Below are 26,053 nucleotides of genomic sequence, written 5' to 3' on the forward strand. Positions count from 1 at the left end.
AGGATTCCCGCGCCGGCCTCCGCCGGCCTGACGGACCTCGCCCGCCTCATGGGCCTCGCCCATCCCACGGCCTCGCCCGCCCGCTCCCCCGGGCGGCCGGTCAGGGCGCCATGCCCAGCAGTTGCCCCGGCCAGTCGGTGCCGTCGGGCAGGGTGACGGTGAACCGCTCCACGGGGGTGAAGCCGAGGTCGCGGTAGTGCTGGACGAGGCGGCCGTCGCCCCCCGCGTAGCAGTCCACCCGCAGCAGGTCCACGCCGCGCCGCACGGCCTCCTCCCGGGCGTCCCGAACCAGCGCCGCCCCCACGCCGCGCCCGCTGTGGCGGCGGTCCGTGACCAGCAGGTTGACGAACAGTTCGGGGCGGTCGGCGGGCGGCACGTAGTCCGACGGCGTGTCGGAGAGGAAGCAGGCGCCGGCCGGCGCACCGTCGATCTCCGCGACCCGCAGCAGGCAGCCGCGGGCCCGTTCCTCGACGCGTCGGACGGCGGCCGGCCGGGCCGACCACGGCTCGCTGCCCCACTGGCCGGTGCGTCCCCGCGCGGCGAGCCAGGCCACCGCGCCGTCCAGCATCGCCAGCACGGCCGGGACGTCGTCCACGCCCCCGGTACGGATCCTCATGGGGACTTCATAGCCTCCCGGCGCTCCCGTGCGGAAGGGCGGGAGCGCGGCCGGCACCGAACCGTTCCCGATCGACACCACCCCGACCACGAGCACCGTCCCGACCACGAGCACCGTCCCGACGAGGGTCGACCACCGGGGGTCGGACGGGTGGCGGCCGACGCGCTGGTGCGCGCGAGCGGAGTCCTCGCGCCGGGTGCCGGAACGGCCGATTGAGCGGTGGCACCCACACTCCTTCTGTTACTGTCTGCACCCGGACGAGTACGCGCAGCGCGGTCCGTGGAGGTGGTCGGGATGCGGATGCCGCCAGGGCTCAGGCGTTCGGCGAGGAGGCGTTCGGCGCGGGTGAGGGGCGCGTTCGGCGCCCTCGCGGTGGTGCTGGCGGGCGGGGCGGTGTGGGCCGCGTCGCCCACCTGGGCGGTCGACGCGCCGCCGGTCACCTCGGTCAGCTCCGTCGTCCGGGGCGCCTCCGCCGCGACGAGGTCGGTCGCGGAGGAGACGACGGCAGTGAATCCGGCGGAGGAGGAGGCGGCGTCGGAGGAGGCGGCGTCGGAGGAGTCGTCGAGGAGTCGGGCCCCGTGCCCGGTGTGCCCGCACCGGCCGTGATTCCTCGCCGCCCGCCCACCGGAGCCGATCAGGTGTCGGCCGCGGGCTCCTGGGGGGTGCGGCGGGCCGCGCCGGGGCGGTACTGCCGGGGCACCACCCGCCGCGGCACCACGGCGTGCACCCGCGTCCCGGTGGCCGTGCCGGCGATGTAGCAGCGGCCGCCGATCTCCTCCGCCCGTTCCGCCATCGAGGTCAGGCCCACTCCCCCGCCGGCACGCGTCTTCGGCAGCCCCACGCCGTCGTCGGTGACCTCCACCATCAGGTGGTCGGGGAGGGCCAGCAGCCGCACCTCGGCGTGGGTGGCCCGCGCGTGCCGCACCACGTTGTTGAGGGCCTCCGCGGTGATCCGGTACGCCGCCACCTCCACCGCGGCCGGCATCGGCGGGAGCGGGTCGGGGGTCAGGCTGACGGTGACGCTCGGCGTGCACAGGCCGAGCCGGTCAGCGAGGCGACGCACCGCGTCGCTGAGGCCGATGTCCCCCAGGGCGGCCGGCACCAGGTCGTCCGTGATCGCCCGCGCCTCGCTGATCACCCGGGCGAGGTCCGCGGAGGCCTGGCCCAGCAGGCCGGCGGTCGGGTCGTCGGGCGGCAGGATCGCCCGGGCGGTGTCGAGTTGCAGCCGCAGCCCGGAGAGCGCGGGGCCGAGCCCGTCGTGGATGTCGCGCCGCAGCCTGCGGCGTTCCTCCTCCCTGGCGATGACGATGCGTTCCCGGCTCGCCTGGAGGTCCTCGTACAGGCGGGCCGAGGCGATGGCCGGCGCCACCTGGTCGGCCAGGAAGTGCAGCAGTTCGCTGTCCGACTCCTCGATGGTCCGCTGGCCGTTCCGGCAGGAGACCAGCAGCCGCCCGATGACCGTGCCGTCGTAGACCAGGTCGAAGCAGCGGGTGGGCTCCGAGCACGTGCCGTGGCGGGCGAGCTCGCGCAGGCCGTTGTGGGTGTCCACCTCCACCCGGGCGCCGGGGAGTTCGAGGTCGTCGACCACCGTCTCGCAGAGCACGGTGGGCGCCTCGTGTGGCGGCACGGCGTGACTGAGCCGTTCGGCGAGGTCCCTGACGACGTGGTAGGCGCCGGTGCGTCCACCGTGGTACACCCGGTCGACGGCACGCGCCGTCTCCGCCGTGGTGGTGCGCAGCGCCGCGCCGAGCAGCAGGGAGACGGCGGCGAGCCCGGCGGCGCCCGGGCTGGCGAAGGCCGGATCCAGCAGGGAGAGCGCGCCGAGGCCGACGGCGTAGAGCGCGAAGACCCCGACCACCAGCACGAAGGCGGTGGTCAGCCGGCTGAGGGCGTGGTGGACCCCGCGCACCTGGTCCTTGGCGAAGAGGTATCCCACCGCGATCGGCCACAGCAGGGCGGCGCCGCCGAGGACCGCGAGCTGGGACCATCCGGTGAGCCGCTGGTGGTAGTCGATCATCAGGGCGGCGACCCACAGCAGGTAGGGCACCAGCAGGGCCTTCACGCGCACCCGGTGGGAGCCGCGCACCCGCCGCCAGCGCAGCGCGAGGACGGCCAGGGCCAGCGCGATGAGGGGCGCGGCGCTGAGGTCGATGGCCGCGCCCAGCACGGCGTGGAGTTCCCGGCCGAGTCGGCCGGCGGCGCCGCGGCTCCACGGGTTGTCGATGCCGTCGAAGACGGGGACGCGCGCCAGCGCGACGTACGCCTGCACCAGCGCCCAGACGGCCACCGCACCGACGTACCAGCGCCACCGCCGGTGCGGCAGCCGGCCGTCGGTGAGCAGCAGCGGAAGGGTGTTCAGCGCCGTCACGTGGACGGTGTTGCCGACCACCACGCCGGCCAGCACCACGGCCGGGGCGCCCCGCCCGTCGGGCAGGGTCGCGGCGACGGCCGTGGCGCTCTGCGGCACGATCATCGACACCCCGGAGAGCATCAGCAACCAGCCGACGGTCCGGCCGGAGGCGTGCGCGATGATCAGGAGCCCGGCCGTGGTCAGCGCGAGGCCGACGGTCATCCCGGTGGCCTGGTCCAGCACCTCGGGCAGGGCCGGGGCCGACGGGCCGCGGCGCATCAGCGGCAGGCTCCAGGCGAACAGGCCCGCCACCGACAGGCCGGCCAGCGTCTTCGCCCCGACGAGGTCACGCCGGGGTGCGGCCGTCTGACCAGTGCTCATCTGTTCGGGCTCCTGCTGTGCGGTGCGGTTGCGGGTGCGGTGCGGGTGCGGTGACGGCGGCGGTCGCGCTCTGGGCGGGCGGCCGGTCTTCGGCCGCGGCTCAATGGTCGGCCGCACGACGTCCCGGGCGCATGGGGCCACGGCCCCGATCGTGTCCCGCCGTGGGTGCCCGGCGCGCTCGGGCGTAGGACGGTCGTCCCGGGCACCGACGGTTGGATCAAGCAACTTCGCTCCGTGCTCGAATGCTCGCGTATAGTATCCGGATCATGGACAACCACGCTCCGCTGCGCGTCCTGGTGGTCGACGACCACCCGCTGTTCCGATCCGGCCTGCGCGGCGCCCTGGACAGCACCGACGACATCCGGGTGGTCGCCGAGGTGGACACCGCCGGCGGCGTGCCGCTCGCGGTCGCCGAGCACCGCCCCGACCTGGTGATCATGGACCTCGCCCTGCCGGACGCCTCGGGGATCGAGGCGACCCGGCAGCTGGCGGCGAACCCCCCGGCGCCGCCGGTGCTGATGCTCACGATGTCCGGCGACGACGACAGCCTGCTGGCCGCGCTGCGCGCGGGGGCGCACGGATACCTGGTCAAGGGCTCGGCGCGGGACACGGTCCTGCACGCGGTGCGCACGGTGGCGGCCGGCGGCGCGGTCTTCGGCCCCGAGGTCGCCCGGCGCATCGCCGACCTGCTGACCGCCCCGGCGCCGGGCGAGCGCCCGGTGGCGCTGCCGATGCTGACCGCCCGGGAGCGCGAGGTGCTGAACCTGGTCGCCCGCGGCCTGGACAACCGCCGGATCGCCCGGGAACTGGTGGTCGCGGAGAAGACCGTCCGCAACCACGTCGGGCACATCTTCGACAAGCTGCAGGTGACCTGCCGGGCGGAGGCCGTGGCCCGGGCCCGGGACGCGGGACTGGGCGCCCCATCGCCCTGAGCCGTCCGGCACCGGCGGGCGTGGGGCGGGATGGGACCACGACGGGTCCGTGGCCCCATGCGCCTGGGACACCCGATGGGCGATGGTTCTTCAGGAGAGATCGTCCGGCCGCCCACGGCGCGGCCGCCGTCCGGATTGGAGTGCCCTCGATGTACGTCTACCGCCCCCGCACCAGGCTCACCGCCCTCGCCGTCGCCGTGGGAGCCGCCCTGCTCGCCCTGCAGGCGGTGGGTGACGCCACCGATCCCCCGGCCGGCGCTCCGGAGGATGCGGCGGCCTGCCTGCTCGCCGAGGACTTCTCCGAGGCGGCCGAAGCCGCCTGCTCGTCCTCCCCGCTCGCCGAAGGGCTCCCACCGACCGGCGGCGGGTAGCGCGGCCGACGCCCCGCGGGCCGACCCCCCGTGCGCAGCCGCGGGTTCATAGGGTGGCCCCATGGGGACGGCTGTGCTGTATTGCGGTGATCCGCTGCGTCCGCGTCGGGTGGATCCGCACTTCGCGGCGGAGGCGGAGTCGGTTCGCCGGCTCGGCGGCGTGGTGGCCAGGATCGACCATGACGCGCTGGTCCGCGGGGAGGTGGAACGCGCGGTAGAGGGGGTGCCGATCGGGCTGGGCAGCGCCTGGTATCGCGGCTGGATGGTGTCGGCCGCCCAGTACGATGCGCTGGCCGTGGCCCTGCGGGATCGGGGGTGCCGCCTGCTGGTGAGCCCGGAGCGGTACCGCACCGCCCATGAGTTGCCCGGGTGGTACCGGGTGTTCGAGGAGCTGACCCCGCTCAGCGTGTGGACGCCCTCCGCGCCGGGGGTCGTCCCGTCACCTGGCGAGTTGGCCGCGCTCGTGGCGCCGTTGGGAGCCGGTCCGGCGGTGGTCAAGGATTACGTGAAGTCACGCAAGCACGAGTGGGACGACGCCTGCTTCGTTCCCGAGGTGACCGACACGGCCGGCTTGCGGCGGGTTGTCGCGCGCTTCGTGGAACTCCAGGGAGACGCGCTCGCGGGTGGCATCGTGGTGCGCGCGTTCGAACGCTTCGCCGGCGCGGGTGGCGGCGGGGCGCCGGAGGCACGGGTGTGGTGGGTGGATGGTGAGCCGGTGGTGGTCGGACCCCATCCGGACACCTCCGGGGAAGCGCCCCGGCCCGAGCTGGAACGGGTACGGCCGGTGGTACGGCGATTGGGGTGCCGCTTCGTGACCACCGACCTGGTGGCACGTACCGACGGGGAATGGCGGGTGGTGGAGGTAGGAGACGGCCAGGTCAGCGACCTCCCCAGGCGGATGGATCCGTCCGCACTGATGGAGGCCCTGCTGTCCGGTGGCAGGGGTTAGCAGCGGTGCGGGTGCGGGCTAGTCGACGCCCTGCCCGCCGGGCGTCCGCCGAGGCGGACGCGGCACTGATCCCTGTCCGACGAACGATCACGAGCGTCCGGGGGGTGGTGTTGCATTGACGATGGAGGCCAGCGATGCTGGGCGAATGCCAGGACAGGGCAAGAGGAGACGCCGAGCGCAGGACGACGCGCGGCGGGCGGCTGCTCGCTTCGCGCCTGACATGGGTCGCTGGGAGGTGCTCTTCGAGACCCAGGACGAACCGGAGTGGCGCGCGTACATCCACCGCCTCAAAGCGTCGGACACTCAGATCGACTGGAGTGCGGTGCGACTGGACACCTTCTGTGGACGCCTGGCGCAGCCAACCACGTATCGGCTGAGCCACTTCGTGCCGATCCCTTCCCCAGTCCCGGGCCAGGACGCCTCCCACGATTGATGTTGGGATGGGCCGTGAGGGCTGAGGCGGCCTGGGAGCGGACAGCGCCGCTGCTGCCAGCGCCGGTACCGGTGCCCGTGGGAGGAGCACCGGCGTGGGACGGACTGGAAGCTCCGGAACGCGCGCAGATCGGCCAGGCGCTCGGCAGGTCCCGCGGCAGGCTGACCCACCACGGTCCACCGTGCCTCGTTCCTCCTCCGACTCCGCCAACCGCGAGATCCTTTGCCATAACGAGCAGGGGTTCGAGGCGCTGGACCGAAAATGGAGCGGGGGTCGCCCCAGGATGATCAGCAGCCAGGTGCGTGAGCACATCTGCCTGATCGCCCGGACGTTCCCCGCCGACCCCGCCGACTGGAAGATCTCCGCGTTCTCCACCTGGAGCCTGACCAAGCTCGCCGAACACCTGGCCCCCCTGCGCTACTTCGCCCTCAACGGCACCGACCACCGCAGCCATGGCGCACAGAACGCCGCCATCGGCGCCTACGTGCGCACCTGGACCGAGTACCCGGCCAAGGCTGCCTGACGGTCCACTACCCTTCCGTCGGCTGTTGCCGGGGCGGTCCGGCGGGTAACCCGGGCGCTGCGGCCCGTCGGGCGCCGGCGCGGTCCCCGGCTCGCCCATCCCGTCCGGGCTGACCCCACCACCCCGTCCCTCGGTTCCCTGACAGGCAGCTCACCAGGGAACCGGGCCGTGCTCGTCGAAGAAGCCGCCGGTCGGGCCGTCATCGGGCAGTGTGGCGAGCCGGACGACCACGGCCGCGCCGTCGGCCGCGGTGCGGGTGAGGCCGGGGAACGCGGTGGTGAGGTCGGTCGCACACGGCCCCGGATCGGCGGCGTTGACCAGGATGTTGCGGCTGCGCAGTTCCTTGGCGTACTGCACGGTCAGCGAGTTGAGTGCGGTCTTGGACGGGACGTACGCGGCCAATGGGGGCCGGGTTGTGAAGTAGTCCTCGGGATCGGTCATCCGGGCGATGGAGCCCAGTCCACTGCTGACATTGACGATCCGGGCGGCGGGGGAGCGGGCGAGCAGCGGCAGCATCGTGGTGGTCACGCTGATCACGCCGAACACGTTGGTCTCGAACACCTCGCGTACAACGGGCAGTTCGACACTGCCAGGGCTCTGGGCGGCGAGGTCGCCAGAGATGCCGGCGTTGTTGACCAGGATGTCCAGCCGGCCAAAGCGCTCCTCGATCCAGCGGGCGGCGGATAGGACGCTGGCGCGGTCGGTGACGTCCAGGGTGACCGGGTACACCCGCGGGCCCAGGTCGGCTGCGGCTGCCGCACCGCGGTGCGGGTCGCGCGAGGCCAGCAGGACGTTCGTGCCGAGCGAGGCGAGCTGGGCTGCGACCTCGCGCCCGATGCCCTTGTTGGCACCGGTGACCAGGGCAGTCGTGGTTTCTGTCATGCGTTCAGTCGACCACGGGGGCGGCCGGGAGTTCCAACACCGACCAGGTATGCAGCGATACCGTGCGGGTATGGAAAGACTGGAGGTCCGCGAGCTCGTCTACTTCACCGCTGTCGCCGAAGAACTGCACTTCGGTCGGGCGGCCGCCCGGTTAGGGATGACCCAACCGCCGCTCTCCCGCGCCATTCAGCAGCTCGAACGACGGCTGGGCGTAGCCCTGTTGGAACGTGGCAGTCGCCGGGTCGCACTGACCGAGGCGGGGGCCGTCCTGCTCCGCGAGAGCCGTACGGTGCTCGACGCCGCGTCGGCCGCGGCGCGCCGCACCCGGCGGGCCGGCCGCGCCGACCCGCGTCTGGTCCTGGCAATCAAGCCGGGCGGCGACGGTGGCCTGCTGCCCGCGATCCTCGACGCCTATCAGGCTGAGCCGGGTGCGCTGCCGGTCGACCTGGTGTGCAGCTTCGGCGAGCGTGAGATCCTCCTGCGGGAGGGTCGTGCCGACGCCGCCCTGCTTCACCGCCCCCGCCACGACCTCACCGGCCTGGACACCCAGGACCTGCTGACCGAGACTCAACTTCTCGTGATGCCGAGTTCGCATCGCCTCGCGGGCCGTACCCGGGTCTGCCTGAACGACCTCGCCGGGGAGCCCTTGCCGCGCTGGCCGGGCGCATCTGAGGGTGGCTCACACGGACCCGAGGTCCACGACCTTGGGCAGCTTCTCCACCTCATCGCCTTGCGCCGCATGGTCGCCGTCCTCCCCTCCTCCATCCGCGACCAGCTCCGCGACGACCTGGTCGCTGTCCCAGTCGATGATGCCGAGCCCACCACGCTCGTCCTCGCCTGGCCCGAGCACGCCACCTCCCCAGCCCTGGCCGCCTTCGTCCGCGCGGCCGCCGCCGTGGCGGGCAAGGCGACGGGCCACGGCGGGTAGAGCGGGGAGACACGCGGGGTGGGGCGCCCTCGCCCATGCTCGCAGGCGTGCGAACACTCCAGGACGCCCTCACGACCACCGTCGAGATCACACCTGGAGGCAGAATGACGGGCACCGGACGGCGAACCGATTACGCGGTCGACAATCCGAGCCAAGCCACTAGCGGGATTGGTAGGGAGGCCGAGGACGAAGGGACGGCAGGGGGTAGGGGACGGCCGGGCGTGGGTGATGGCCAAGGGGACACCTGGGGGCGGGGGATGGCCGGGGTGGAGGGGCCGAGGGGGAGGGAGATCGGAGGGAGGGAGAGGGGGAGGGGGAGGGAGATCGGGGGGGCAGGGCCCGGAGGGCTGTGGAGGGTGGTGCCGGTCAGCTGTCGAGTTCCTCGAGCCGCCGGAGCGCCGCCTCGACGGATTCGGGGTGGGCGGGGAGCAGGGGCAGGCGGACGGTGGGCGTGGGGATCTGGCCGCGTGCGTGGAGGACGCCCTTGAGCACGGTGGGGTTGGGTTCGGCGAAGGCGGCGGCGGCCAGAGCGGCGAGTGAGTGCCCCAGGGGGCGGGCCCGGGGCACGTCGCCGGCGCGCCAGGCGGATTCCAGCGTGACGAAGTGGCGGGGGGCCAGCTGAGCGGTGGCCAGGATGCCGCCGGCGGCCCCGAGCGCGAGCATCGGGGAGGCGAACAGGTCGTCCCCGGCCAGCACGGCGAAGCCGTCGATCGGGCTGCCGAGCAGATCGAGGGTGTCCTCGTCGACTCCGGCCACGGCGTGCTTGACGCCGATGATGGCGGGCAGGGCCGCGAGTTCCCGCAGGGCGGGCGCCGCGAGCGTCCGGCCGGTGCGATGGGGGATGTTGTAGACGACCAGGGGCAGCGGGGTCTCGGCGGCGAGTCGCGTGAAGTGCGCGACCACGCCGGCCTCGGAGGGGCGGGTGAAGTAGGGCACGGGGACGAGCGCGGCGGTCGCCCCCGGCCACCGGGTCAGTTCCCGGAGCGCTTCGAGGGTGTGCCGGGTGTCGTTGGAGCCGGTCCCCACGACGAGCGCCACCGAGCGTTCCCGGCACACCGTTGCGCACAGGTCCACGACGGCCCTCTTCTCGTCGGCGTCGAGGGTCGCGGCCTCCGCGGTGGTGCCGAGTGCCACCAACCCCGCGGCGCCGTCGTCGATGACCCGGTGGGCCAGCCCCTCGAGGGCGTCCAGGGCGACTCCGCCGTCGGCGGTGAAGGGGGTGACGAGGGGGACGTGAACGCCCCCCAGCGGTGTGCCGTGTGCGTGTGCCATGGGGGCAGCCTGACGCGGCGGAATCGTTCAGGTCCAGTTCGCTTTTCTTGACCGATCCGTAAGCTGAGGTGATGCTCGATGTACGACGTCTGCGCCTGCTGCGGGAACTGGCCCACCGCGGCACGATCGCCGCCGTGGCCGAGGCCCTGGCCTTCACCCCCTCGGCGGTGTCGCAGCAGTTGGCGGTGCTGGAACGAGAGGCCGGGGTCCCCCTCCTGGAGCGGACCGGCCGCCGGGTGACGCTGACCCCGGCGGGTCATCAGTTGGTGGAGCACGCGGAGGCGGTGCTGGAGCGCCTGGAACGGGCGGCGGCGGAGTTGGCGGACGCCCGGCGCGGCCTGGCCGGCCCCCTGCGCATCGGCACGTTCCCCTCGGCCGGGCGGGTGATCATCCCCGCCGCGCTCGCCCTCCTCGCCCGGGAGCACCCGCGTCTGGAGCCGATGGTGGCGGAGATCGACCCGGCAGGAGTGGCCGACGCGCTCCGGGCGGGTGAGCTGGACGTCGCCCTGGTCCACGACTACGACTTCGTCCCGTCCGCCTCCGATGCCGGTCTGGACACCGAGCCGCTGCTGGAGGAGCCGATGTACCTGGCCTCGCCGGCCTCGCCCCCGGACTCCTGGGGCGGCGGGAAGGCCGGCGGCGCCGGCGGCCCGGATCAGGATCAAGGTCAGGATCAGGATCCGGTCGGGCGCTGGAGCGAGGCCCCCTGGATCCTCGCCATGCCGGGCACGATGTGCCACGCCATGGCCACGCGGGCGTGCCAGGCCGCCGGTTTCTCGCCCCGGGTCCGGCACCACATCGACGACTTCTCCACCGTGCTCGCCCTGGTCACGATCGGCCAGGGGGTGGCCCTGATCCCGGAGCTGGGCGCCGGGGACCCGCCTCCCGGCGTCGTCCTGACCCGGCTTGCCATGCGCCGCCGGACGAGGATCGCCTTCCGGCGGGGTGCCGGCGCCCACCCCGCGGTGGCCGCCTTCGCCGGCTCGCTGCGCGCGGCCACCGGAGGGTGACGCCCCGCCAGGCGGTACGCTCCTGGCTTCGGCGGCATCCCTGGTGCCAGGCGTCAGGGCATGCCCGGCAACAAGGGGCGGCAGCGGCCGACCGCGGGCGGCAGCGCCGGCAACCCTCGGTCGGGGCGACGGTTGGAGGAGAACGCGTGAGGCCCGTGGACCTGGCGCGGCCGCACGGACTGTCCGGTCAGGCGGTCCGCAACTACGAGGCGGCCGGCATCCTGCCCGCCGCCGAGCGCACCCCTTCGGGCTACCGGCGCTACACCGCCAGGCACGCCGCCGCTCTGCGGACCTTCCTCGCCCTGGTCCCCGCCCACGGCCACGCCGCGGCGCGGTCCATCATGACGCTGCTCAACGCCGGCCGGACCGACGAGGCACTCACCGTCATCGACCGCGGCCACGCCGAACTGCTCACCGACCGGCGGACCCTGGACGCGATCGAGCAGGCGCTCACGGAACTGAATCGCGCACCCGACGGGCGGCCGAGCCACCGCCACACCACGATCGGCGCCCTGGCCCACCGGCTCGGCCTGCGCCCGGCCACCCTGCGGCGGTGGGAACGGGCCGGCCTGCTGCACCCGACCCGGGATCCGGCCACCGGGTACCGGACCTACTCCCCCGGCGACGTCCGGGACGCCCACATCGTCCACCAGCTGCGGCGCAGCGCGTACCTCCTGGTCCAGATCGCGCCGCTCCTGGCCGAACTGCGCGACACCGCGTCCCCCGCCTCGGTCGCGTCCGCGATCGCCGACCGCCGCGGCCGCCTCCACGCCCGCGCGCTGGCCATGCTGCACGCGTCCGCCGAGCTCGGTCGCTATCTCGGCGTGGAGGGCGGGCAGACCGGGCGCGGGTGACATCCCGTCCGCGCAACAGGGATCGTCATCCTCGGGTTGACGACATCCTTAGGGTCAACCTATGGTTGACGCATGACGGATTCCATTCGCATGACCAGCCCGGTCCGGCTCGACGACCTCATCGAGGCCATCAAGAAGGCGCACCCCGAGGCCCTCGACCAGCTCGCGGGCGCGGTGCTGCTCGCCGACCACATCGGAGAGGTGGCGGACCACCTGATCGGCCACTTCGTCGACCAGGCCCGGCGCTCCGGGGCCTCCTGGACGGAGATCGGCAGGTCCATGGGGGTCACCAAGCAGGCGGCGCAGAAGCGGTTCGTTCCGAAGGCGGGCGGCCAGGGCGCGGACCTCGATCCCAGCCAGGGGTTCAACCGGTTCACCGAGCGGGCCAGGAACGTCTTGGTCGCGGCGGCGAACGAGGCGCACGCGGCCCGCAACGACCTAGTCCGCCCGGAGCACCTGCTCCTGGGGCTGCTGAGCCAGCCGGACGCCCTGGGCACCAAGGCGTTGCTGGCGCAGGGGGTGTCCGTGGAGAGCGTCCGGCAGGCCGCGACCGCCGCACTGCCGGAGGCCGCCGAGCAGGTGCCCGACCTCATCCCCTACGACGCGGGGGCGAAAAAGGCGCTGGAACTCACCTACCGGGAGGCCCTGCGCCTGGGGCACAACCACATCGGCACCGAGCACATCCTGCTCGCGCTGCTGGAGCAGGCGGGCGGCACGGGTCCGCTCGCCGACCTCGGCGTCGACAAGGCGGCGGTCGCCGCCCGCGTGACCGAGGCGGTGGCCGCGGACCTCGCCGCTCGGGAGGCGGAGGGGCAGGCCTGACCGGCTGACGCGAACCGCGCCCGGTGACGGAGCGGTCACCGGGCGCGGGAGGCGGGCGGTGTGCGGGTCATTCCGCCCGGCACATCGGCACGCCGGGCACGGGCTCGTCGCTGGTGCTCCCGATGATCTTCGTCGCGGGGAACCAGCCCCGCCCGTCGTCGGAGTAGGCCACGTCGCCCTGCGTCCACAGCCACCAGTCGCTGCGCAGGTCGCCCACCTCCGGGCCGCCGAGGCCGGGGAACTCCTGCTGGCAGACGAACCAGTTCCGCCCCTCGTGCAGGTAGCCGGTGCCGAAGCTGGCGGGCGGGCCGACGTAGCCGCCGAGGTTGCGGCAGTAGGTGGTGGGGCGCAGCAGTCCGTCGGGGTCGGGTTGGCGCGGTCCGGTACCGGAGCAGACCTCCTGGGCCTCGGCGGGCGCGGCCAGGGACAGGCCGAGGGCGAGGACCCCCGTCGCCAGCACGGCGCGTATTCGAGGATGCGGGCTCATGATCACTCCCGTGCGGCTCTCTTGCCTCCGCGGCTGCGGAGCCTGAGGACTCCGGCTCCCGCATACCCGGGCGAAAGGAACGAAAACCCCGCGCGTGGCCGGGCCCCGGCGCCGTGGCGGGCGCCCGCGTGCCGCGGCGCCGGCGGGTGTGGGGCGCGGGGCCGGGCGCGGGGCCTACCGGCCTGCCCCGGTGCCGTCGTCGGTGTAGACGTCCAGGTCGAACAGTTCCATCGGCTCGGTCACCGGCTGGTAGAAGGTCGTGCCCCCGGTGGTGCAGTTGCCGGTGCCGCCGGAGGTCAGGCCGTGCGCAACGCTCTCGGAGAACAGCGGTCCCCCGCTGTCGCCGGGCTCGGCGCAGACGGTGGTCTGGATCAGCCCGCTGACCCGGCCCTCGGGGTAGTTGACCGTGGCGTTCAGCGCGGTGACCACGCCCTCCTCGACCCCGGTGGTGGATCCGCTGCGGCTCACCGTCTGGCCGACCACCGGGTCGGCGGCGCTGGTGATGGGCTGCTCGGCCCCGCCGTCGAGGCGGACGGCGCTGGGCGGGGTCTCGCCGCTGGTGTAGCGGGCGACGGCGTAGTCGTCGCCGGGGAAGGAGCTCTCCTCCATGGTGGCGAAGGGGGTGCCGGTCGGGGAGGCGGCCCAGGTGGAGCCCGGGTCGCCGCAGTGGCCGGCGGTGAGGAAGTAGTAGGTGGTGCCGTCGCTGACGTTGAAGCCGAGCGAGCAGCGGACGGCCCCGTTGTAGATGGCCTCCCCGCCCAGCAGGTTCATCCGGAGCTCGCCGCTGACGCGTTCGACGCGCACGGCGTCCCCGAACCGGCTGACGGCCTCGGAGAGCTCGGCCTGTTCCGCCTCGGTGACCGTGTCGTCGGCGGAGAGCACGACCTGGTTGGTGGAGGGGTCGATCCCCCAGGCGGTTCCGGTGAGGTCGACGGTGGTGTCCAGCTCCGTGATCACGGCGCGCAGTTCCTTGGTGCTGCGCTCGACGATCCGGGCGTCCAGGCCGGCGGCGCGGACCTGGTCGGCCGCGGCCTCGTCGGTGACGGCCACGACGACCCGTCCGGTGGTCCGGTCCAGGTAGGTGCCGGCCGCCGCGTCGCCGAGGCTGCTCTCCAGGGCCACCGCGGTGGTCACGACGTCGGCGAGGGGTTGCGGGGTGCTGGGTTCGGCCGGGACGGCCGTCGCGGAGGGCACGGCCAGGGCCGCGGCTATGGCCATGCCCAGGGCGGCGACGGCGGGAAGGTGGGGGCGACGGGGGCGGCGGGGGGTGTCGCTGATGCGCACTCGGCTCTCCTTGAGGAACTCCTGGAGTCCTTTCAGGAAGACTCCCCCGATCGCGCTACCGACAGTCGCGCCTGTCGGGGTGTTCACCCGAAATGTGGTGGATTGGCACCCGCCGCCATCACGCTCCGCCGGGGTCGGGTCTGTCCTTCGGGCGCCCGTGCGACACCGGGTCAGCGATCCGCCGCCCCGGGGCGCGCCGGGGCCGGGCACGCCCCGGGCCCCGCCCCCAGGAGGTTCCGGGGGCGGGGCCCGGCGACGTCGACGTCCCGTCAGCCGAGGGCGGGGTCGCGCGGCGGGTCGAGGCGGAGTTCGTCCTCGGCGCCGTCCGGCCAGCTCACCCGCACCCGTGCCCCGGTGGCGTCCTCCTCCACCGCGACGCGGACCTCGCCCTCCGGTGGGGTGCCGCCGGCACCGTGCAGGCCGAGCAGGACGGCGTACAGCTGGCCGGCCTCGACCGGGCCGGCCGTCTCGGTGTAGGGGATGGCGCTGTGCCGTCCGTGGGCGCTGCGGCCGGTGGTGCGGGCCAGGGCGGTGCTCAGCGGGCCGAGCAGGACGGTGGCCGTGGCGGTCAGCCCGTCGGGGCGGTGGACGGCGACGGCGCCGCGCTCGTCCGTGGCCGCGGTGGGCGGCGTGGCGTCGGCGATGGCGTGGCCGGAGATCCGCAGTCGCAGCGGGGGCAGGGGGCCGCCGGCGTCGGGGTCGACCCGGGCGAGGCGCACCTCCTGGGGGCCGTGCAGGACGGACGCGGTGGTCACCCAGGGGGAGGGGCCGTGCGGGACGGGTCCCGGGGTGCCGTCCGTGGCGCGCCAGTGTGCCCGGTGCCGGGAGACGCCGACCCGGCCGTCGAGGGCGACGCGCCGCAGCGGGCCGCGGTGGGCGGCGCGGTCCTCGGCGTCGACCAGGGTGACGTGCGCGGCGGCGATGTCGCCGTCGGTGGGGGCGTCGGGGTCGGGACCGGTGTGGCTGGAGTACGCCCAGCGGGCGTAGAGGGGGTTGTCGGTGGTGAGCATGTCGCCGGCGGCGTGGTCGGTGCCGTGGTTGGCGATCCGGACGATGCCGTCGGCGGCCGTGGTGGAGACGGTCCAGCCGGGGGCCGAGATGGCGAGTTCGACGTCGCGCCGTTCGGAGGGCAGCGCTTCCTCCGGGGCGGTCCACACCGGGTGGTCCGCCGGCAGCAGCAGTCCGGCGAAGCCCTTGGAGGCCCAGTAGGGGGAGGCCGGGCCGGAGTAGTTCTGGCGGATGGGGGTGTGCTCGCCGTACCAGCCGAGGGTGAGCAGGTCGCGTTCGTCGAGGCTGCCGGCGTCGAGGAAGTGACGGAGCATGCCGCTGGCCAGGCGGCGGGTGGCGCCGGGGGTCAGCGGGGTGGCGTCGAAGAGGGCGCCGGCCCAGAAGGGGGCCAGGGCGGCGAAGCGGTAGGTCAGGGAGCGGCCCTGGAAGAGCGGTGGGCCGGACGGGGAGACAAGGTGCTGGGCGTCGGCCAGGTAGCGGCGCAGCCGGGCGCGGTAGCGCTCGGCCAGTTCCGGGGCGGTGTGCTTCGGGCCGGAGATGCGGCAGTACCACAGCGGGTAGAAGTGCATCGCCCAGCCGCTGTAGTGGTCGAAGTTGCGGTGGTCGCCGGGGATCTCGTCGCCGTCGGAGTACCAGCCGTCGCCGGCGTACCACTGTTCGGTGAGGTCGATGGTGCGGTCGATGTCGGCGGGCCGCCAGGGGGCGTCGACGGAGCGGAGGAAGGCTCCGACGACGGCCTGGAACCAGACCCAGTTGCAGTTCGGCATGCGGGCGCCGAGCATCGGCGTGAACCAGTCGACGACGCGGGCCCTGACCCGCTCGGGCAGTCGGTCCCACAGGTGGGGGCGGGTCTCGTGCAGGGCGAGCGCGACGGAGGCGGCCTCCACGCGGGCCTGGGCGAGTTCGTCGAGTCGGGGCCAGCGTTCCGGTGAGGCGGGGTCGGTTCCGGCGTCGAGGCCGTCGGCGTAGCGCTCGATGAGGCTTCCGGGGGCCTGGCCGCCGCTGCCGGCGATGCGGAAGGCGGCGAGCAGGAAGGTGCGGGCGTAGCCTTCCAGGCCGTCGCTCCACCGGCCGGAGCCGCTGGGCGGTCCGGGGAGGTCGATCAGCGCGCCTCGGGGGGAGGCGTGGGGGCGGACCGCCGTGAGCATCCGGTCGGCGGTCTGCTCCCAGTGCGCCCGGGTCCAGCCGGTGAACGGGGAGAGGGTGGGGTCGTCCCCGGTGGGGGTGGTTGTCACGTGACGCCTCCTTGGACCGTGTCCCTGACGATCCACAACGTTTTCATCATGTTCGAACACCAGTCAACGATTTCGCGCGTGATACTCCACGAGGGAGCAGAACACGCCATGAACGCCGTGGAGTCAGGCGCTGCGGGCCAGGTGCTCCAGCAGCACGGGTTCGGCGAACGGCTCTCCGCGCACCCACCGCTCCAGCTCGTCGAGGGCGAAGTCGGCCATGCGGCGCAGCTCTCCCCCCATCGAGCCGGCCACGTGCGGGGTGAGCAGCACGTTGGGCAGCTCGTACAGGGGGGAGTCGGCGGGCAGCACCTCGGGTTCGGTGACGTCGATGACCGCGTGCAGCCGTCCGGACGCCAGTTCGTCCAGCAGCGCGTCGTGGTCGACGAGCCAGCCCCGCGCGGTGTTGATGAAGGTGGCGCCGTCCCGCATCAGGGCGAGCCGTCGGCGGTCGATCAGGTGGCGGGTGCTGGGCAGTGCGGGCGCGTGCAGCGAGACCACGTCGCTGGTGGCGCACAGTTCGTCCAGTTCCACCGGCGTCACGCCGAGCGCGGCCGCGTCGGCCGGGCTCAGGTGGGGGTCGCTGACCAGCACCTCGAAGTCGAACGGCGCCAACAGCTCGATCACCCGGCGGCCGATGCGCGAGGCGCCGACGACGCCGATCACCCTGCGGTAGTTGCCGTGTCCGGCCAGGGTGGCGTGCCAGTCGACCGGCCCGCCGCGCCGCTCCCGGTACAGGTCACGGGTGGTGAGCACGCGTTTGTTGGCCAGCAGGATGGCGGCCAGGGTGTACTCGGCGACCGGCAGGGCGTTGGCGGCGGCCGCGCTGGAGACCGCCACGCCGCGGTGCCAGCACTCCTCGGTGAGGTGCGGCTTGACGGTGCCCGCGGTGTGCACGACGGCGCGCAGCCGGGGCGCGGCGTCCAGTTCGCGGGGGCCGAACCGGGGGCAGCCCCACCCGGTGACCAGCACCTCGGCCTGGGCGAGCGCGGCCGCGGCGCGGGGTTCGGCGAAGTCGGTGACCACGAGGTCGGGATCGATGTCGACCAGCGAGCGCAGCCGTTCCAGGGAGGCCGGGGGGAAGAACCGCGGGACGTGCGACGGCGCCATGGCCAGCAGGGCGCGCGCCCGCGGTCGCCGCGCCGGCGGGAGGGGTGCGCCGGGGGCGGCCGGCTCCGTCACCTCGCTGGGTACGGTCCGATGGCTGGTGGTCACGGCGCTGCCCTCCTCGGGCTGGACGGGCTGGGGTGCGTCGCGGCCCCGGGGGCCGGGACGGCGGGATGGTCGGGCGCGGGCCGGCCGGGCGGGGCGTCGCCGGTCGCGGCGCTCCTCGGCGCGCCGCAGGAGTCCCGGACGACGAGGGTCGGTTGCAGCACCAGCTGCCGCACGGGGAGGGGGCGCCGCGCGGTCATCCGTTCCAGCAGCAGTCGGGCGGCGTACTCCCCGATCTCGCGCTTCGGCGGGGCGACGGCGGTCAGCGGCACCTCCGCCAGGGCGGCGACCTCGTCGTCGTAGGCGACCACGGCGATGTCGTCGGGGACCTTGGCCCCGGCGGCGCGCAGGCGTTGCAGCAGCGTCACCGCCTCCTGGTCGGAGTGGACCAGCAGGGCGCTGGTGCCGCCGGTGCGGCACTCCTCCACCAGGGCGTCGAGTCGTTCGCCGAGCTGCCCGGGGGCCTGCGAGGTGGGGGGCGCCCGGTGGACCGGGGCGTCGGGGTCGAGTCCGAGCCCGCGCACCGCCGCCGCGTGTCCCTCGGCGACCAGTGGGGCGGTGGGGCTGTGGGCGGCGAACAGGCCGACGCGGCGGTGGCCGAGGGAGGCCAGGTGGTGGACGGCCCGGAAGGCGCCCTGCCGGTGGTCGGAGACGACGTACTCGCCGGTGCCGAAGCGGTCGGCGTGCCGCCGCTCCATCAGCAGGTGCGGGACGGGCAGCCGCTGCAGCCAGTCGGCCAGGTCGTCGGGCACCTCGCGTCCGGTGGCGCTGGCCACCAGGACGCCCTCGGCGCCGGAGGCCAGCAGGCCCTCGATCTGCCGCTGGTCCGCCTCCCGGTCGTAGTGCGAGATGGCCAGCACCACGCGGACGCCGGCTGCCTGGGCGACCGCGCGGACCCCGCTCACCACCGACGGGTAGTAGAAGGTGTTCGAGGGGACCAGGACGCCGATGACGCCGGCCTCGCCCCGGTGCCCGGCGGTCGCGGTGCCGAAGGACGGGTCGGCGCCCCGCGGTGGCCCGGGCGCGGCGCCCCGCGCGCCTCCTGGGGCTGGGAAGCCGGCCCGGTCGGCGTCCCCGGGGGGCGTCGCCCCGGCCGTGCCGGCGGGCCGTGGCACGGCGCCGCCGCGCACCTTGAGCAGCCGGCCCTGCTCGGCGAGCAGGTCCAGGTCGCGCCGGACGGTTCCGTCGGAGACCCCCAGCTCGGCGACCAGGTCGGCGATCCGCACGGCGCCGCGGTCGCGCAGCCGGTCCAGGATGTGGTCGTAGCGCTGTTGGGCGAGCAAGCGATTCCCCTTCCGACCTGGTGCGACCGCGCCGGCGGTGGGTCCGGTCCCCGCCGTGCCCGGATCATCCTGCCATCACCATGGAGGAAAATGAAGCTTTCTTAAGGATTCTCGCGCATAGGTATCCGTTCTGACGCTTTATGTCGCATTGGGTGCGCTCGCTCCGGGGCGGTTCGCCGGAGGCGGCCGGATAGCCTCGGGGCATGAGGGATCGGCCGGAAGGTCTCGACGAGTCCGCGCTGCGGCGGGCCCTGACCGCGTGGGGCGTCGACGGGGTGTCGTTGGCGTACGCCCCGGTCGGCTTCGGCGACTACCACTGGACCGCGGTCGACGACCGGGAACGGCGGTGGTTCGTCACCGTCGCCGACCTCGCGCACAAGCCGCACTGCGGAACGGGAACGGACGCCGCGTTCCGCGGTCTGCGCCGTGCCATGGACACCGCCGCGGCCCTGCGGGACCGGCCGGGGCTGGACTTCGTCGTGGCACCGCTGCGCGACGCCGGCGGCCGGACCCTCCGGCGGCTCGGGGACCGCCACGGCGTCAGCGTCTTCCCGTACCTGGACGGCTCCCCCGGTGACTTCGGGCAGGCGCTCACCCCCGCGGAGCGCGGCGCGGTCGTGGAACTGCTCGCCCGGCTGCACCGGGCGGCGCCCCCGGCCTCCGTTCCGCTCGCCCGGCCCGCGGTGCCCGCGCGGGCCGGTCTGGAGGCGGCCCTCGACGAGCTGGGCGCCCCCTGGCACGGCGGCCCCTTCGCGGAACCCGCCCGGGCGCTGCTGTCCGAGCACGCCGCCGGCCTGCGCCGGCGGCTGGACGAGTTCGATCGGCGGATCCGGGAGCTGGCCGACGGCGGCCGGGAGCCGGTGGTGACCCACGGCGAACCGCACCCGGGCAACCTGCTGCGGCTCGGCGGGCACCACCTCCTGGTCGACTGGGACACCGTGGGTCTGGCCGTACCCGAACGGGACCTGTGGATGGTGGCGGCGGGGCCGGACGACCTCGAACGGTACGCCGACGCCGGCGGCCGACGGCCGGATCCGTCGGCCCTGGCGCTGTACCGGCTGCGCTGGGACCTCGACGACACCGCCGTCTACCTCGCCTCCTTCCGCACCCCGCACGGCCGAACGCCCGACACCGAGCAGGCGTGGGAGGGCCTGGCCGGCACCCTGGCACGGCTGACCGGCGAGGCCACCGGGTAGCGCGGGGCGTCTGGCGCTCCTCCGCTCGGAGGTTCGCCGGCCACGGGGCGTCGCGGTGATGTGATGATGAGTCATCTCCGTTGGCCCGTCGAGTCGTCCGGACGTACGTCCCCCGGTCGACCGCCCCTCCGAGGAAGGTGACGCCCGGTGGCGCACTGCCCGTTCGTCCTCCCCGACCCCGACGGGGAGCCCGTCCCCGACACCTACGCCCGGCTGCGCGAGGCCGGGCCGGTCGTCCCGGTGGAGCTGCCGGGCGGGGTCGCGGCGTGGGCGGTGGCCTCGCACGCCACCGCGCGCGAGGTGTTCGGCGGGGACAACCGCAGGTTCAGCAAGCACCCCCGCAATTGGCCGGCACTACACGACGGCACGGTGCCCGCCGACTGGTCGCTGCGCCCGCTGATCGCCGGGGACAACCTGCTGATGAAGGACGGCGCCGAGCACCGGCGGCTGCGCGGGCTGCTGGCGCAGGCGTTCACCCCCGCCCGGGTGGAGACCCTGCGTCCCCGCGTCGAACGGATCGTCGCGGACCTGCTGGACGCCGTCGAGGCCGCCGACGGCGTGGTGGACCTGGTGCCGGCGTTCACCGAGCCGCTGCCCATGATGGTGATCTGCGAGCTGTTCGGCGTGCCGGAGGAGGACCGCCCGCTCCTGCGCCGCCACTCCCGGGTGCTGTTCTCCGGAACCCACGGCGCCCAGGAGATGGCCGCCGCCTCCGCGGGGCTGCTGGAGTACCTGGCCGGGCTGGTCGAGGCCAGGCGCGCCCACCCCCGCGACGACCTGACCACCGCCCTGGTGCGGGCCGGCGACCAGGGCGACCGGCTCACCCCGGAGGAACTCGTCGGCACCCTCTCCGTGCTGGTCATCGCCGGGCACGAGACCACCGAGCACCTGCTCGGGCGCGCCGTCGTCGCGCTGCTCGACCACCCCGGGCAGTTGCGGCTGGCCCTCGCGGAGGACCGCTGGGACGCGGTGGTGGAGGAGACCCTGCGCCGGTACTCGCCGGTCACCGGGGTGATGTTCCGTTATCCGGTCGAGCCGGTGGAGATCGCCGGGGTGCCGCTGGCGGCGGGGCAGCCGCTGCTGCTGGGCGTCGCCGGCGCGGCCACCGACCCCGCGCAGCACGGCCCGGACGCCGACCGCTTCGACATCACCCGCGAGCAGCGCGGGCACCTGGCGTTCGGCCACGGGCCGCACTTCTGCCTCGGTGCCCCGCTGGCCCGTCTGGAGGCCCGGATCGCGCTGCGCGCCCTGTTCGGCCGGCTGCCGCGGCTGCGGCTCGCGGCCCCCTCCGCGACGCTGCCGCACACCCGGTCGATCCTGACCCACGGGCCGGTCACCCTCCCGGTGTGGCCGCACGGCCACGGGCCGGCCACCGCCCCGACCGGCACCGCGGGCACCTCCGTCGCCGCCGGCCCCGGCGCCCCCGACGGCGGCCCGCCGCGCTGAGCCGAGGGCGGGGGCAGCGGCAGGGCGGGAGCGGGGCGGGGGCGGACCGTACACGGCCGGGCGAAGCCGGGGGGCGGTCAGGCATCCCACGGCCCTCATGCGGGGAGGACGTCATCACGCGCCACCGCCGACCGACCCGCCACACCCGCCCGGGCCGCGCCCCCGCCGCCGCGGCCCGTGCGGCGGCCCGACCCGCTGGAGCCGCCCGTGAAGACCGCCCCGTACGGCACCTGGAGCTCGCCCATCGGCGCCGCGGACGTCGCCCGCGCCGACGGCGCCCCCGGCTGGGTGGCGGTCGCCGGCGACGAGATCTGGTGGGACGAACCGCGCCCGCTCCAGGGCGGGAGGCGCTGCGTGGTCCGCGCGCTCCCGGACGGCGCGACGCGGGACGCGCTGCCGCCCGGCTCCAACGCCCGCAACCGGGTCCACGAGTACGGCGGGCGCGCCTGGCGCCCCGTCCCGCGCGGCGACGGCAAGGGGGCCCGACTGGTCTTCACCGAGTGGGCGGACCAGCGCCTGTACCTGCACGACCCCGACGGCACGGCCGCGCCGCGCCCGCTCACCCCGGCCCCGGAGCGCCCGGCCGGCCTGCGCTACGCCGACCTCGTGGTGGTCGCTGACCGCGACGAGGTGTGGTGCGTGCGCGAGACGGTGACCGGCGACCGGCCGGGTGACGTGCTGCGGGACATCGTCGCCGTGCCGCTGGACGGCACCGCCGCGCACGACCGCGACGCCGTGCGGCCGGTGGTGCGCGCGCAGCGCTTCGTGGTGGGCCCCCGCCCGTCACCGGACGGCCGGCACCTGGCGTGGATCGGCTGGGACCACCCGCACATGCCGTGGGACCAGGCGGAGCTGTGGGTGGCCCCGCTGCGCGCCGACGGCACCGCGGGCCCCGGACGGCGGCTGGCCGGCGGCGACGGCGAGGCCGTCGCGCAGGCGGAGTGGCGCGACGCCACCACCCTGTACGCGGCCACCGACCCGGACGGCTGGTGGAACCTGTACGCGATCCCGCTGGACGGCGGCCCGTCCGGGAACCTGGCCGCGCGGCCGGAGGAGTTCGGCGGGCCGCTGTGGAAACCCGGACTCGTCTGGTTCCACGTGCTGGCCGACGGGCGCCTGCTCACCCTGCACGGCACCGGGGACGACCGCCGGCTCGGCGTCCTCGACCCGGACGGCGGCGACATCGCCGACCTGCCGGTTCCCGCCGGCACGGTGTGGCAGCCCACCCTGGACGCGCACGGCCTCCTGGCCGCCGGGGTGGCGGGCGCGCCGGACCGGCCCTGGGAGGTGGTGCGGATCGACCTCGCCACCGCCGACGTGACGCCCCCGCGGCCACCGCGCGGCGACCGGCCGCGCCGGGCGGACCGGCCGGGGGAGGGCGACCGGCCGCGGGAGGCCGACCCGCCGCACCGCGCCTGGCTGCCCCGGCCGTACGCCGCCAGCTACCCCGGCCCGAGCGGCCCGGTGCACGCCCACGTCTACCCGCCGCACTCCCCCGACCACCGGGGCCCTTCGGACACTCCCCCGCCGTACCTGGTGTTCGCCCACGGCGGCCCCACCGGCGGCGTGCAGATGGCCCACGACCTGGAGGTCGCCTACTTCACCAGCCGGGGCATCGGGGTGGTGGAGGTCAACTACGGCGGCTCGGTCGGCTACGGCCGCGCCTACCGGGAGCGGCTGCGGGAGAACTGGGGCGTGGTGGACGTGGCCGACTGCGCGGCGGTCGCCCGGGGGCTGGCCGCGGACGGGCTCGCCGACCCGGACCGGCTGGCCATCCGGGGCGGCAGCGCGGGCGGCTGGACCGCGCTGGCCTCGCTCACCTCCACCGATGCCTACCGCGGGGCGGTGTCCTACTACGGCATCACCGACCCGCGCGCCTGGGCCCGGGGCACCCACGACTTCGAGTCGCACTACCTGGACGGCCTGATCGGCCCGCTGCCCGGGGCCGAGCCGCGCTACCGGGAACGCTCCTGGGTCGCGCGCGCCGACCGGGCCAGCGGGCCGGCGCTGCTGCTGCACGGCCTGGACGACGTGATCGTCGAGCCCGAGCAGTCCGCGCGGTTCGCGGCGGCGCTGCGCCGCGCCGGCGGGCGCTGCGCGTACCTCACCTTCCCCGGGGAGACCCACGGGTTCCGCAGGGCGGAGACGGTCGCCGCCGCGCTGGAGGCCGAACTCGCCTTCTACGCCGAGATCTTCGGCTTCCGGGCACCGGGCGTGCGGCCGATCGACCTCCCCGCCGGCGCCGGGGGCGCCGTGCCGACGGCCTGACCGAAGCGACCAGAGGAAGAGAGGACGAGGCCCGTGCGGGTGATGATCAGCGCCGACATGGAGGGCGCCACCGGGGTTACCTGGCCGGCCGACGTGGCACCGGGCAGCCCGCAGTGGCAGCGGTTCCGCCGGATGCTCACCGGTGACGTCAACGCCGCCGTGGACGGCTTCCTCGCCGGCGGCGCCGACGAGGTCGTCGTGGTGGAGGCGCACTCCTCGATGCGGAACGTGCTGCTGGAGGAGCTGGACACCCGGGCGACCATGATCACCGGCCGGCACAAGCCGCTGAGCATGATGCAGGGGGTCGACGAGGCCGACGCGGTGGCGTTCGTGGGCTACCACACCGGTGCCGGCCGGCGCGGGGTGCTGGCCCACACCTACCTCGGCGCCGGGCTGCTGGACCTGCGGATCGACGGCGCGCCGGCCGGCGAGGGCCGGATGAACGCCCTGCTGGCCGCCGAGTTCGACGTCCCGGTGGCGCTGGTCACCGGTGACGACCTGACCTGCGCGGAGGCGGCCGACTACGCCCCGGGCGCCCACCTGGTGCCGGTGAAGTTCTGCGTGAGCCGGTACGCGGCCCGCTGCCTGCCGCCGGCCCGCACGGCCGAGGCGATCCGCGAGGCGGCCCGGCGGGCGGCCGGGGAGCTGGCCGGGATCCGCGCGGAGCAGGCCGCCGCCGCCCCGGCCGGGGCCCGGCCGCACCGCTTCGAGGTGGAGTTCACCGCGACCCATCTGGCGGAGGCCGCCACCCTGGTGCCGGGTGTCGAGTTGATCGACCCGCGCACCGTCGGATACGAGTTGGGGTCGATGCGGGAAGCCGTGCGCTGCTTCACCGCCGTCAGCCGGCTGGCGTCGGCGGCCAAGGAGGCGGACTTTGACTGAGCGCGCGACCGAGCGGCCCGCGCCGGCCGCGACGGCGGAGGCCGCCACGGCGACGACCGGTGTGCCACCCGGGCCGGAGCCCGCCGCGCCGTGCGCGCCGTCGGCTCCGTCGGCCGATGAGGTGGCGGGCATCTGCGCGGACCTCATCCGCATCGACACCAGCAACGCCGGCGAGGGCGGCGCGCGCGGCGAGCGTGCGGCGGCCGAGCACGTCGCCGCGCTGCTGGAGGAGGTCGGCGTCGCCACGACGCTGGTGGAGGCCGCCCCCGGGCGCACCAGCGTGCTGGCGCGGATCGCCGGCACCGATCCGGGGCACCCGGCGTTCCTGGTGCACGGCCACCTGGACGTCGTGCCGGCCGACCCGGCCGAGTGGACGGTGCCGCCGTTCTCCGGCGAGGTGGTGGACGGCTGCGTGTGGGGCCGGGGCGCCGTGGACATGAAGGGCAGCGTCGCGATGACGCTGGCGGTGGTGCGCCGGTGGATGCGCGAGGCCGTCCGGCCGCGGGGCGACCTGGTGCTGGCCTTCCTGGCGGACGAGGAGTCCACCGGGGACTTCGGGTCCCGGTACGTGGTGCGCGAGCAGCGGGAGTTCTTCACCGGGTGCCGGGAGGCGATCAGCGAGTCCGGTGGGTTCAGCGTGACGGCGGGCGGTGGCGTCCGGGTGTACCCGGTGGCGACCGGCGAGCGGGGCACGGCGTGGATGCGGCTGACCGCGCGCGGCACGGCCGGCCACGGCTCCAAGCCGACGGAGGACAACGCGGTGGCCGAGCTGTGCCACGCGCTGTCCCGGCTGGCGTCCCACCGCTGGCCGGTCCGGCTCACCCCGGCGGTGCGGGCGCTGCTGGACGGCCTCGGCGAGGCGCTCGGCACCACCGTCGACACCGACCGGCTGGACGCGGAGGCGGTGCGCCTCGGCGCCGTCGGCGAGCTGTTCGCGGCGACGGTGCGCAACTCGGCGAACCCCACGATGCTGCAGGCCGGGTACAAGGTGAACGTGGTGCCCGGCACGGCGACGGCGCGGGTGGACGGCCGGTTCCTGCCCGGCACCGAGGAGGAGTTCCTGGCCACGGTGGACCGGCTGCTGGGGCCGCGGGTGACCCGGGAGTTCGTCAACTTCGAGCAGGCGCCGTCTGCCGACGCCTCCGGGCCGACCTTCGCGGCGCTGGCCGAGGCCCTGCGGGCGGAGGATCCGGCGGGCCGTCCGGTGCCGTACGTGATGGCCGGCGGCACCGACGCCAAGTCGTTCGCCCGGATCGGCATCCGCTCCTTCGGGTTCGCGCCGCTGCTGCTGCCGCCGGAGATGGACTACTTCGGCATGTTCCACGGGGTGGACGAGCGGGTGCCGGTGGAGGCGCTGCGGTTCGGCACCCGGGTGCTGGACCGGTTCCTGCGCACCCGCTGAGACCGGGTGCCGGTGCCCCGCGGCGCCGGT

Annotated in this window: 23 protein-coding genes; 14 read left to right on the forward strand and 9 right to left on the reverse strand. The window is 75.1% G+C overall.

Translation table 11 applies throughout. From position 1 onward, the window contains the following. Positions 1-100: 100 nt before the first annotated feature. Complete coding sequence (locus tag FHU37_RS08540; protein WP_179813611.1) at positions 101-616, reverse strand: GNAT family N-acetyltransferase; 516 nt, start codon at positions 614-616, stop codon at positions 101-103. 345 nt (positions 617-961) lie between these two features. Here FHU37_RS08540 and FHU37_RS08545 point away from each other — a divergent pair, with 345 nt between their 5' ends. Next, positions 962-1,222: a hypothetical protein gene (locus FHU37_RS08545; protein ID WP_179813612.1), complete on the forward strand. Its 261-nt coding sequence runs from the start codon at positions 962-964 to the stop codon at positions 1,220-1,222. Positions 1,223-1,250: 28 nt separating this feature from the next. Here FHU37_RS08545 and FHU37_RS08550 read toward each other — a convergent pair whose 3' ends face one another. Beyond that, entirely contained in the window at positions 1,251-3,347 is a 2,097-nt protein-coding gene (locus FHU37_RS08550) for a sensor histidine kinase (protein ID WP_179813613.1), read from the reverse strand. Between the two features lie 266 nt (positions 3,348-3,613). On the opposite strand from FHU37_RS08550, the gene FHU37_RS08555 reads away from it, so the two are divergent. The 4 genes from FHU37_RS08555 to FHU37_RS08570 all read left to right on the forward strand — a co-directional run bounded on the left by FHU37_RS08555 (position 3,614) and on the right by FHU37_RS08570 (position 6,555). Then, complete coding sequence (locus FHU37_RS08555; protein ID WP_179813614.1) at positions 3,614-4,279, forward strand: response regulator; 666 nt, start codon at positions 3,614-3,616, stop codon at positions 4,277-4,279. 149 nt (positions 4,280-4,428) lie between these two features. Beyond that, complete coding sequence (locus FHU37_RS08560; protein ID WP_179813615.1) at positions 4,429-4,650, forward strand: hypothetical protein; 222 nt, start codon at positions 4,429-4,431, stop codon at positions 4,648-4,650. A gap of 61 nt (positions 4,651-4,711) precedes the next feature. Further along, complete coding sequence (locus FHU37_RS08565) at positions 4,712-5,599, forward strand: ATP-grasp domain-containing protein (RefSeq protein ID WP_179813616.1); 888 nt, start codon at positions 4,712-4,714, stop codon at positions 5,597-5,599. A 614-nt stretch (positions 5,600-6,213) separates the two neighbouring features. Then, the gene (locus tag FHU37_RS08570; protein ID WP_376773911.1) at positions 6,214-6,555 is read left to right on the forward strand and encodes a helix-turn-helix domain-containing protein; all 342 of its coding nucleotides are present in this window, start codon (positions 6,214-6,216) and stop codon (positions 6,553-6,555) included. Positions 6,556-6,705: 150 nt separating this feature from the next. Here the strand turns inward: FHU37_RS08570 and FHU37_RS08575 are convergent, their stop codons facing one another. After that, on the reverse strand, positions 6,706-7,437 hold the full coding sequence (locus tag FHU37_RS08575; protein WP_179813618.1) for an SDR family oxidoreductase: 732 nt from the start codon (positions 7,435-7,437) through the stop codon (positions 6,706-6,708). 70 nt (positions 7,438-7,507) lie between these two features. On the opposite strand from FHU37_RS08575, the gene FHU37_RS08580 reads away from it, so the two are divergent. Further along, a complete protein-coding gene (locus FHU37_RS08580; RefSeq protein ID WP_179813619.1) occupies positions 7,508-8,365 on the forward strand; it encodes a LysR family transcriptional regulator in 858 nt (285 codons plus the stop codon). Between the two features lie 366 nt (positions 8,366-8,731). Here FHU37_RS08580 and FHU37_RS08585 read toward each other — a convergent pair whose 3' ends face one another. Next, positions 8,732-9,637 (reverse strand): dihydrodipicolinate synthase family protein, encoded by a 906-nt coding sequence (locus FHU37_RS08585; RefSeq protein WP_179813620.1) that lies wholly within the window; start codon positions 9,635-9,637, stop codon positions 8,732-8,734. Between the two features lie 71 nt (positions 9,638-9,708). Here FHU37_RS08585 and FHU37_RS08590 point away from each other — a divergent pair, with 71 nt between their 5' ends. From FHU37_RS08590 to FHU37_RS08600, 3 genes are all read left to right on the forward strand, one after another. Beyond that, positions 9,709-10,647, forward strand: a complete 939-nt coding sequence (locus FHU37_RS08590; protein WP_179813621.1) for a LysR family transcriptional regulator — start codon at positions 9,709-9,711, stop codon at positions 10,645-10,647. Positions 10,648-10,793: 146 nt separating this feature from the next. After that, positions 10,794-11,501, forward strand: a complete 708-nt coding sequence (locus tag FHU37_RS08595; protein WP_179813622.1) for a MerR family DNA-binding transcriptional regulator — start codon at positions 10,794-10,796, stop codon at positions 11,499-11,501. A 72-nt stretch (positions 11,502-11,573) separates the two neighbouring features. Next, the gene (locus FHU37_RS08600; protein WP_179813623.1) at positions 11,574-12,323 is read left to right on the forward strand and encodes a Clp protease N-terminal domain-containing protein; all 750 of its coding nucleotides are present in this window, start codon (positions 11,574-11,576) and stop codon (positions 12,321-12,323) included. Positions 12,324-12,390: 67 nt separating this feature from the next. Here FHU37_RS08600 and FHU37_RS08605 read toward each other — a convergent pair whose 3' ends face one another. The 5 genes from FHU37_RS08605 to FHU37_RS08625 form a co-directional block, all read right to left on the reverse strand. Next, complete coding sequence (locus FHU37_RS08605; protein WP_179813624.1) at positions 12,391-12,810, reverse strand: hypothetical protein; 420 nt, start codon at positions 12,808-12,810, stop codon at positions 12,391-12,393. A 174-nt stretch (positions 12,811-12,984) separates the two neighbouring features. After that, a complete protein-coding gene (locus FHU37_RS08610; RefSeq protein ID WP_312892498.1) occupies positions 12,985-14,094 on the reverse strand; it encodes a S1 family peptidase in 1,110 nt (369 codons plus the stop codon). A gap of 269 nt (positions 14,095-14,363) precedes the next feature. Next, complete coding sequence (locus FHU37_RS08615) at positions 14,364-16,337, reverse strand: DUF2264 domain-containing protein (RefSeq protein ID WP_312892500.1); 1,974 nt, start codon at positions 16,335-16,337, stop codon at positions 14,364-14,366. Between the two features lie 123 nt (positions 16,338-16,460). Continuing rightward, on the reverse strand, positions 16,461-17,444 hold the full coding sequence (locus FHU37_RS08620; protein ID WP_179816122.1) for a hydroxyacid dehydrogenase: 984 nt from the start codon (positions 17,442-17,444) through the stop codon (positions 16,461-16,463). A gap of 101 nt (positions 17,445-17,545) precedes the next feature. Then, complete coding sequence (locus FHU37_RS08625; RefSeq protein ID WP_179813625.1) at positions 17,546-18,829, reverse strand: substrate-binding domain-containing protein; 1,284 nt, start codon at positions 18,827-18,829, stop codon at positions 17,546-17,548. A gap of 203 nt (positions 18,830-19,032) precedes the next feature. On the opposite strand from FHU37_RS08625, the gene FHU37_RS08630 reads away from it, so the two are divergent. The 5 genes from FHU37_RS08630 (at position 19,033) to FHU37_RS08650 (ending at position 26,023) form a co-directional block, all read left to right on the forward strand. Then, positions 19,033-20,025 (forward strand): phosphotransferase, encoded by a 993-nt coding sequence (locus tag FHU37_RS08630; protein WP_179813626.1) that lies wholly within the window; start codon positions 19,033-19,035, stop codon positions 20,023-20,025. A gap of 147 nt (positions 20,026-20,172) precedes the next feature. Continuing rightward, positions 20,173-21,471: a cytochrome P450 family protein gene (locus FHU37_RS29235; protein WP_179813627.1), complete on the forward strand. Its 1,299-nt coding sequence runs from the start codon at positions 20,173-20,175 to the stop codon at positions 21,469-21,471. 207 nt (positions 21,472-21,678) lie between these two features. Beyond that, on the forward strand, positions 21,679-23,739 hold the full coding sequence (locus FHU37_RS08640; protein ID WP_179813628.1) for a S9 family peptidase: 2,061 nt from the start codon (positions 21,679-21,681) through the stop codon (positions 23,737-23,739). Positions 23,740-23,772: 33 nt separating this feature from the next. Next, positions 23,773-24,621: a M55 family metallopeptidase gene (locus tag FHU37_RS08645; protein ID WP_179813629.1), complete on the forward strand. Its 849-nt coding sequence runs from the start codon at positions 23,773-23,775 to the stop codon at positions 24,619-24,621. Positions 24,622-24,682: 61 nt separating this feature from the next. After that, entirely contained in the window at positions 24,683-26,023 is a 1,341-nt protein-coding gene (locus FHU37_RS08650) for a M20/M25/M40 family metallo-hydrolase (RefSeq protein WP_179816123.1), read from the forward strand. The last annotated feature ends 30 nt before the right edge of the window (positions 26,024-26,053 follow it).

The organism is Allostreptomyces psammosilenae (assembly GCF_013407765.1).
Taxonomy (GTDB): domain Bacteria; phylum Actinomycetota; class Actinomycetes; order Streptomycetales; family Streptomycetaceae; genus Allostreptomyces; species Allostreptomyces psammosilenae.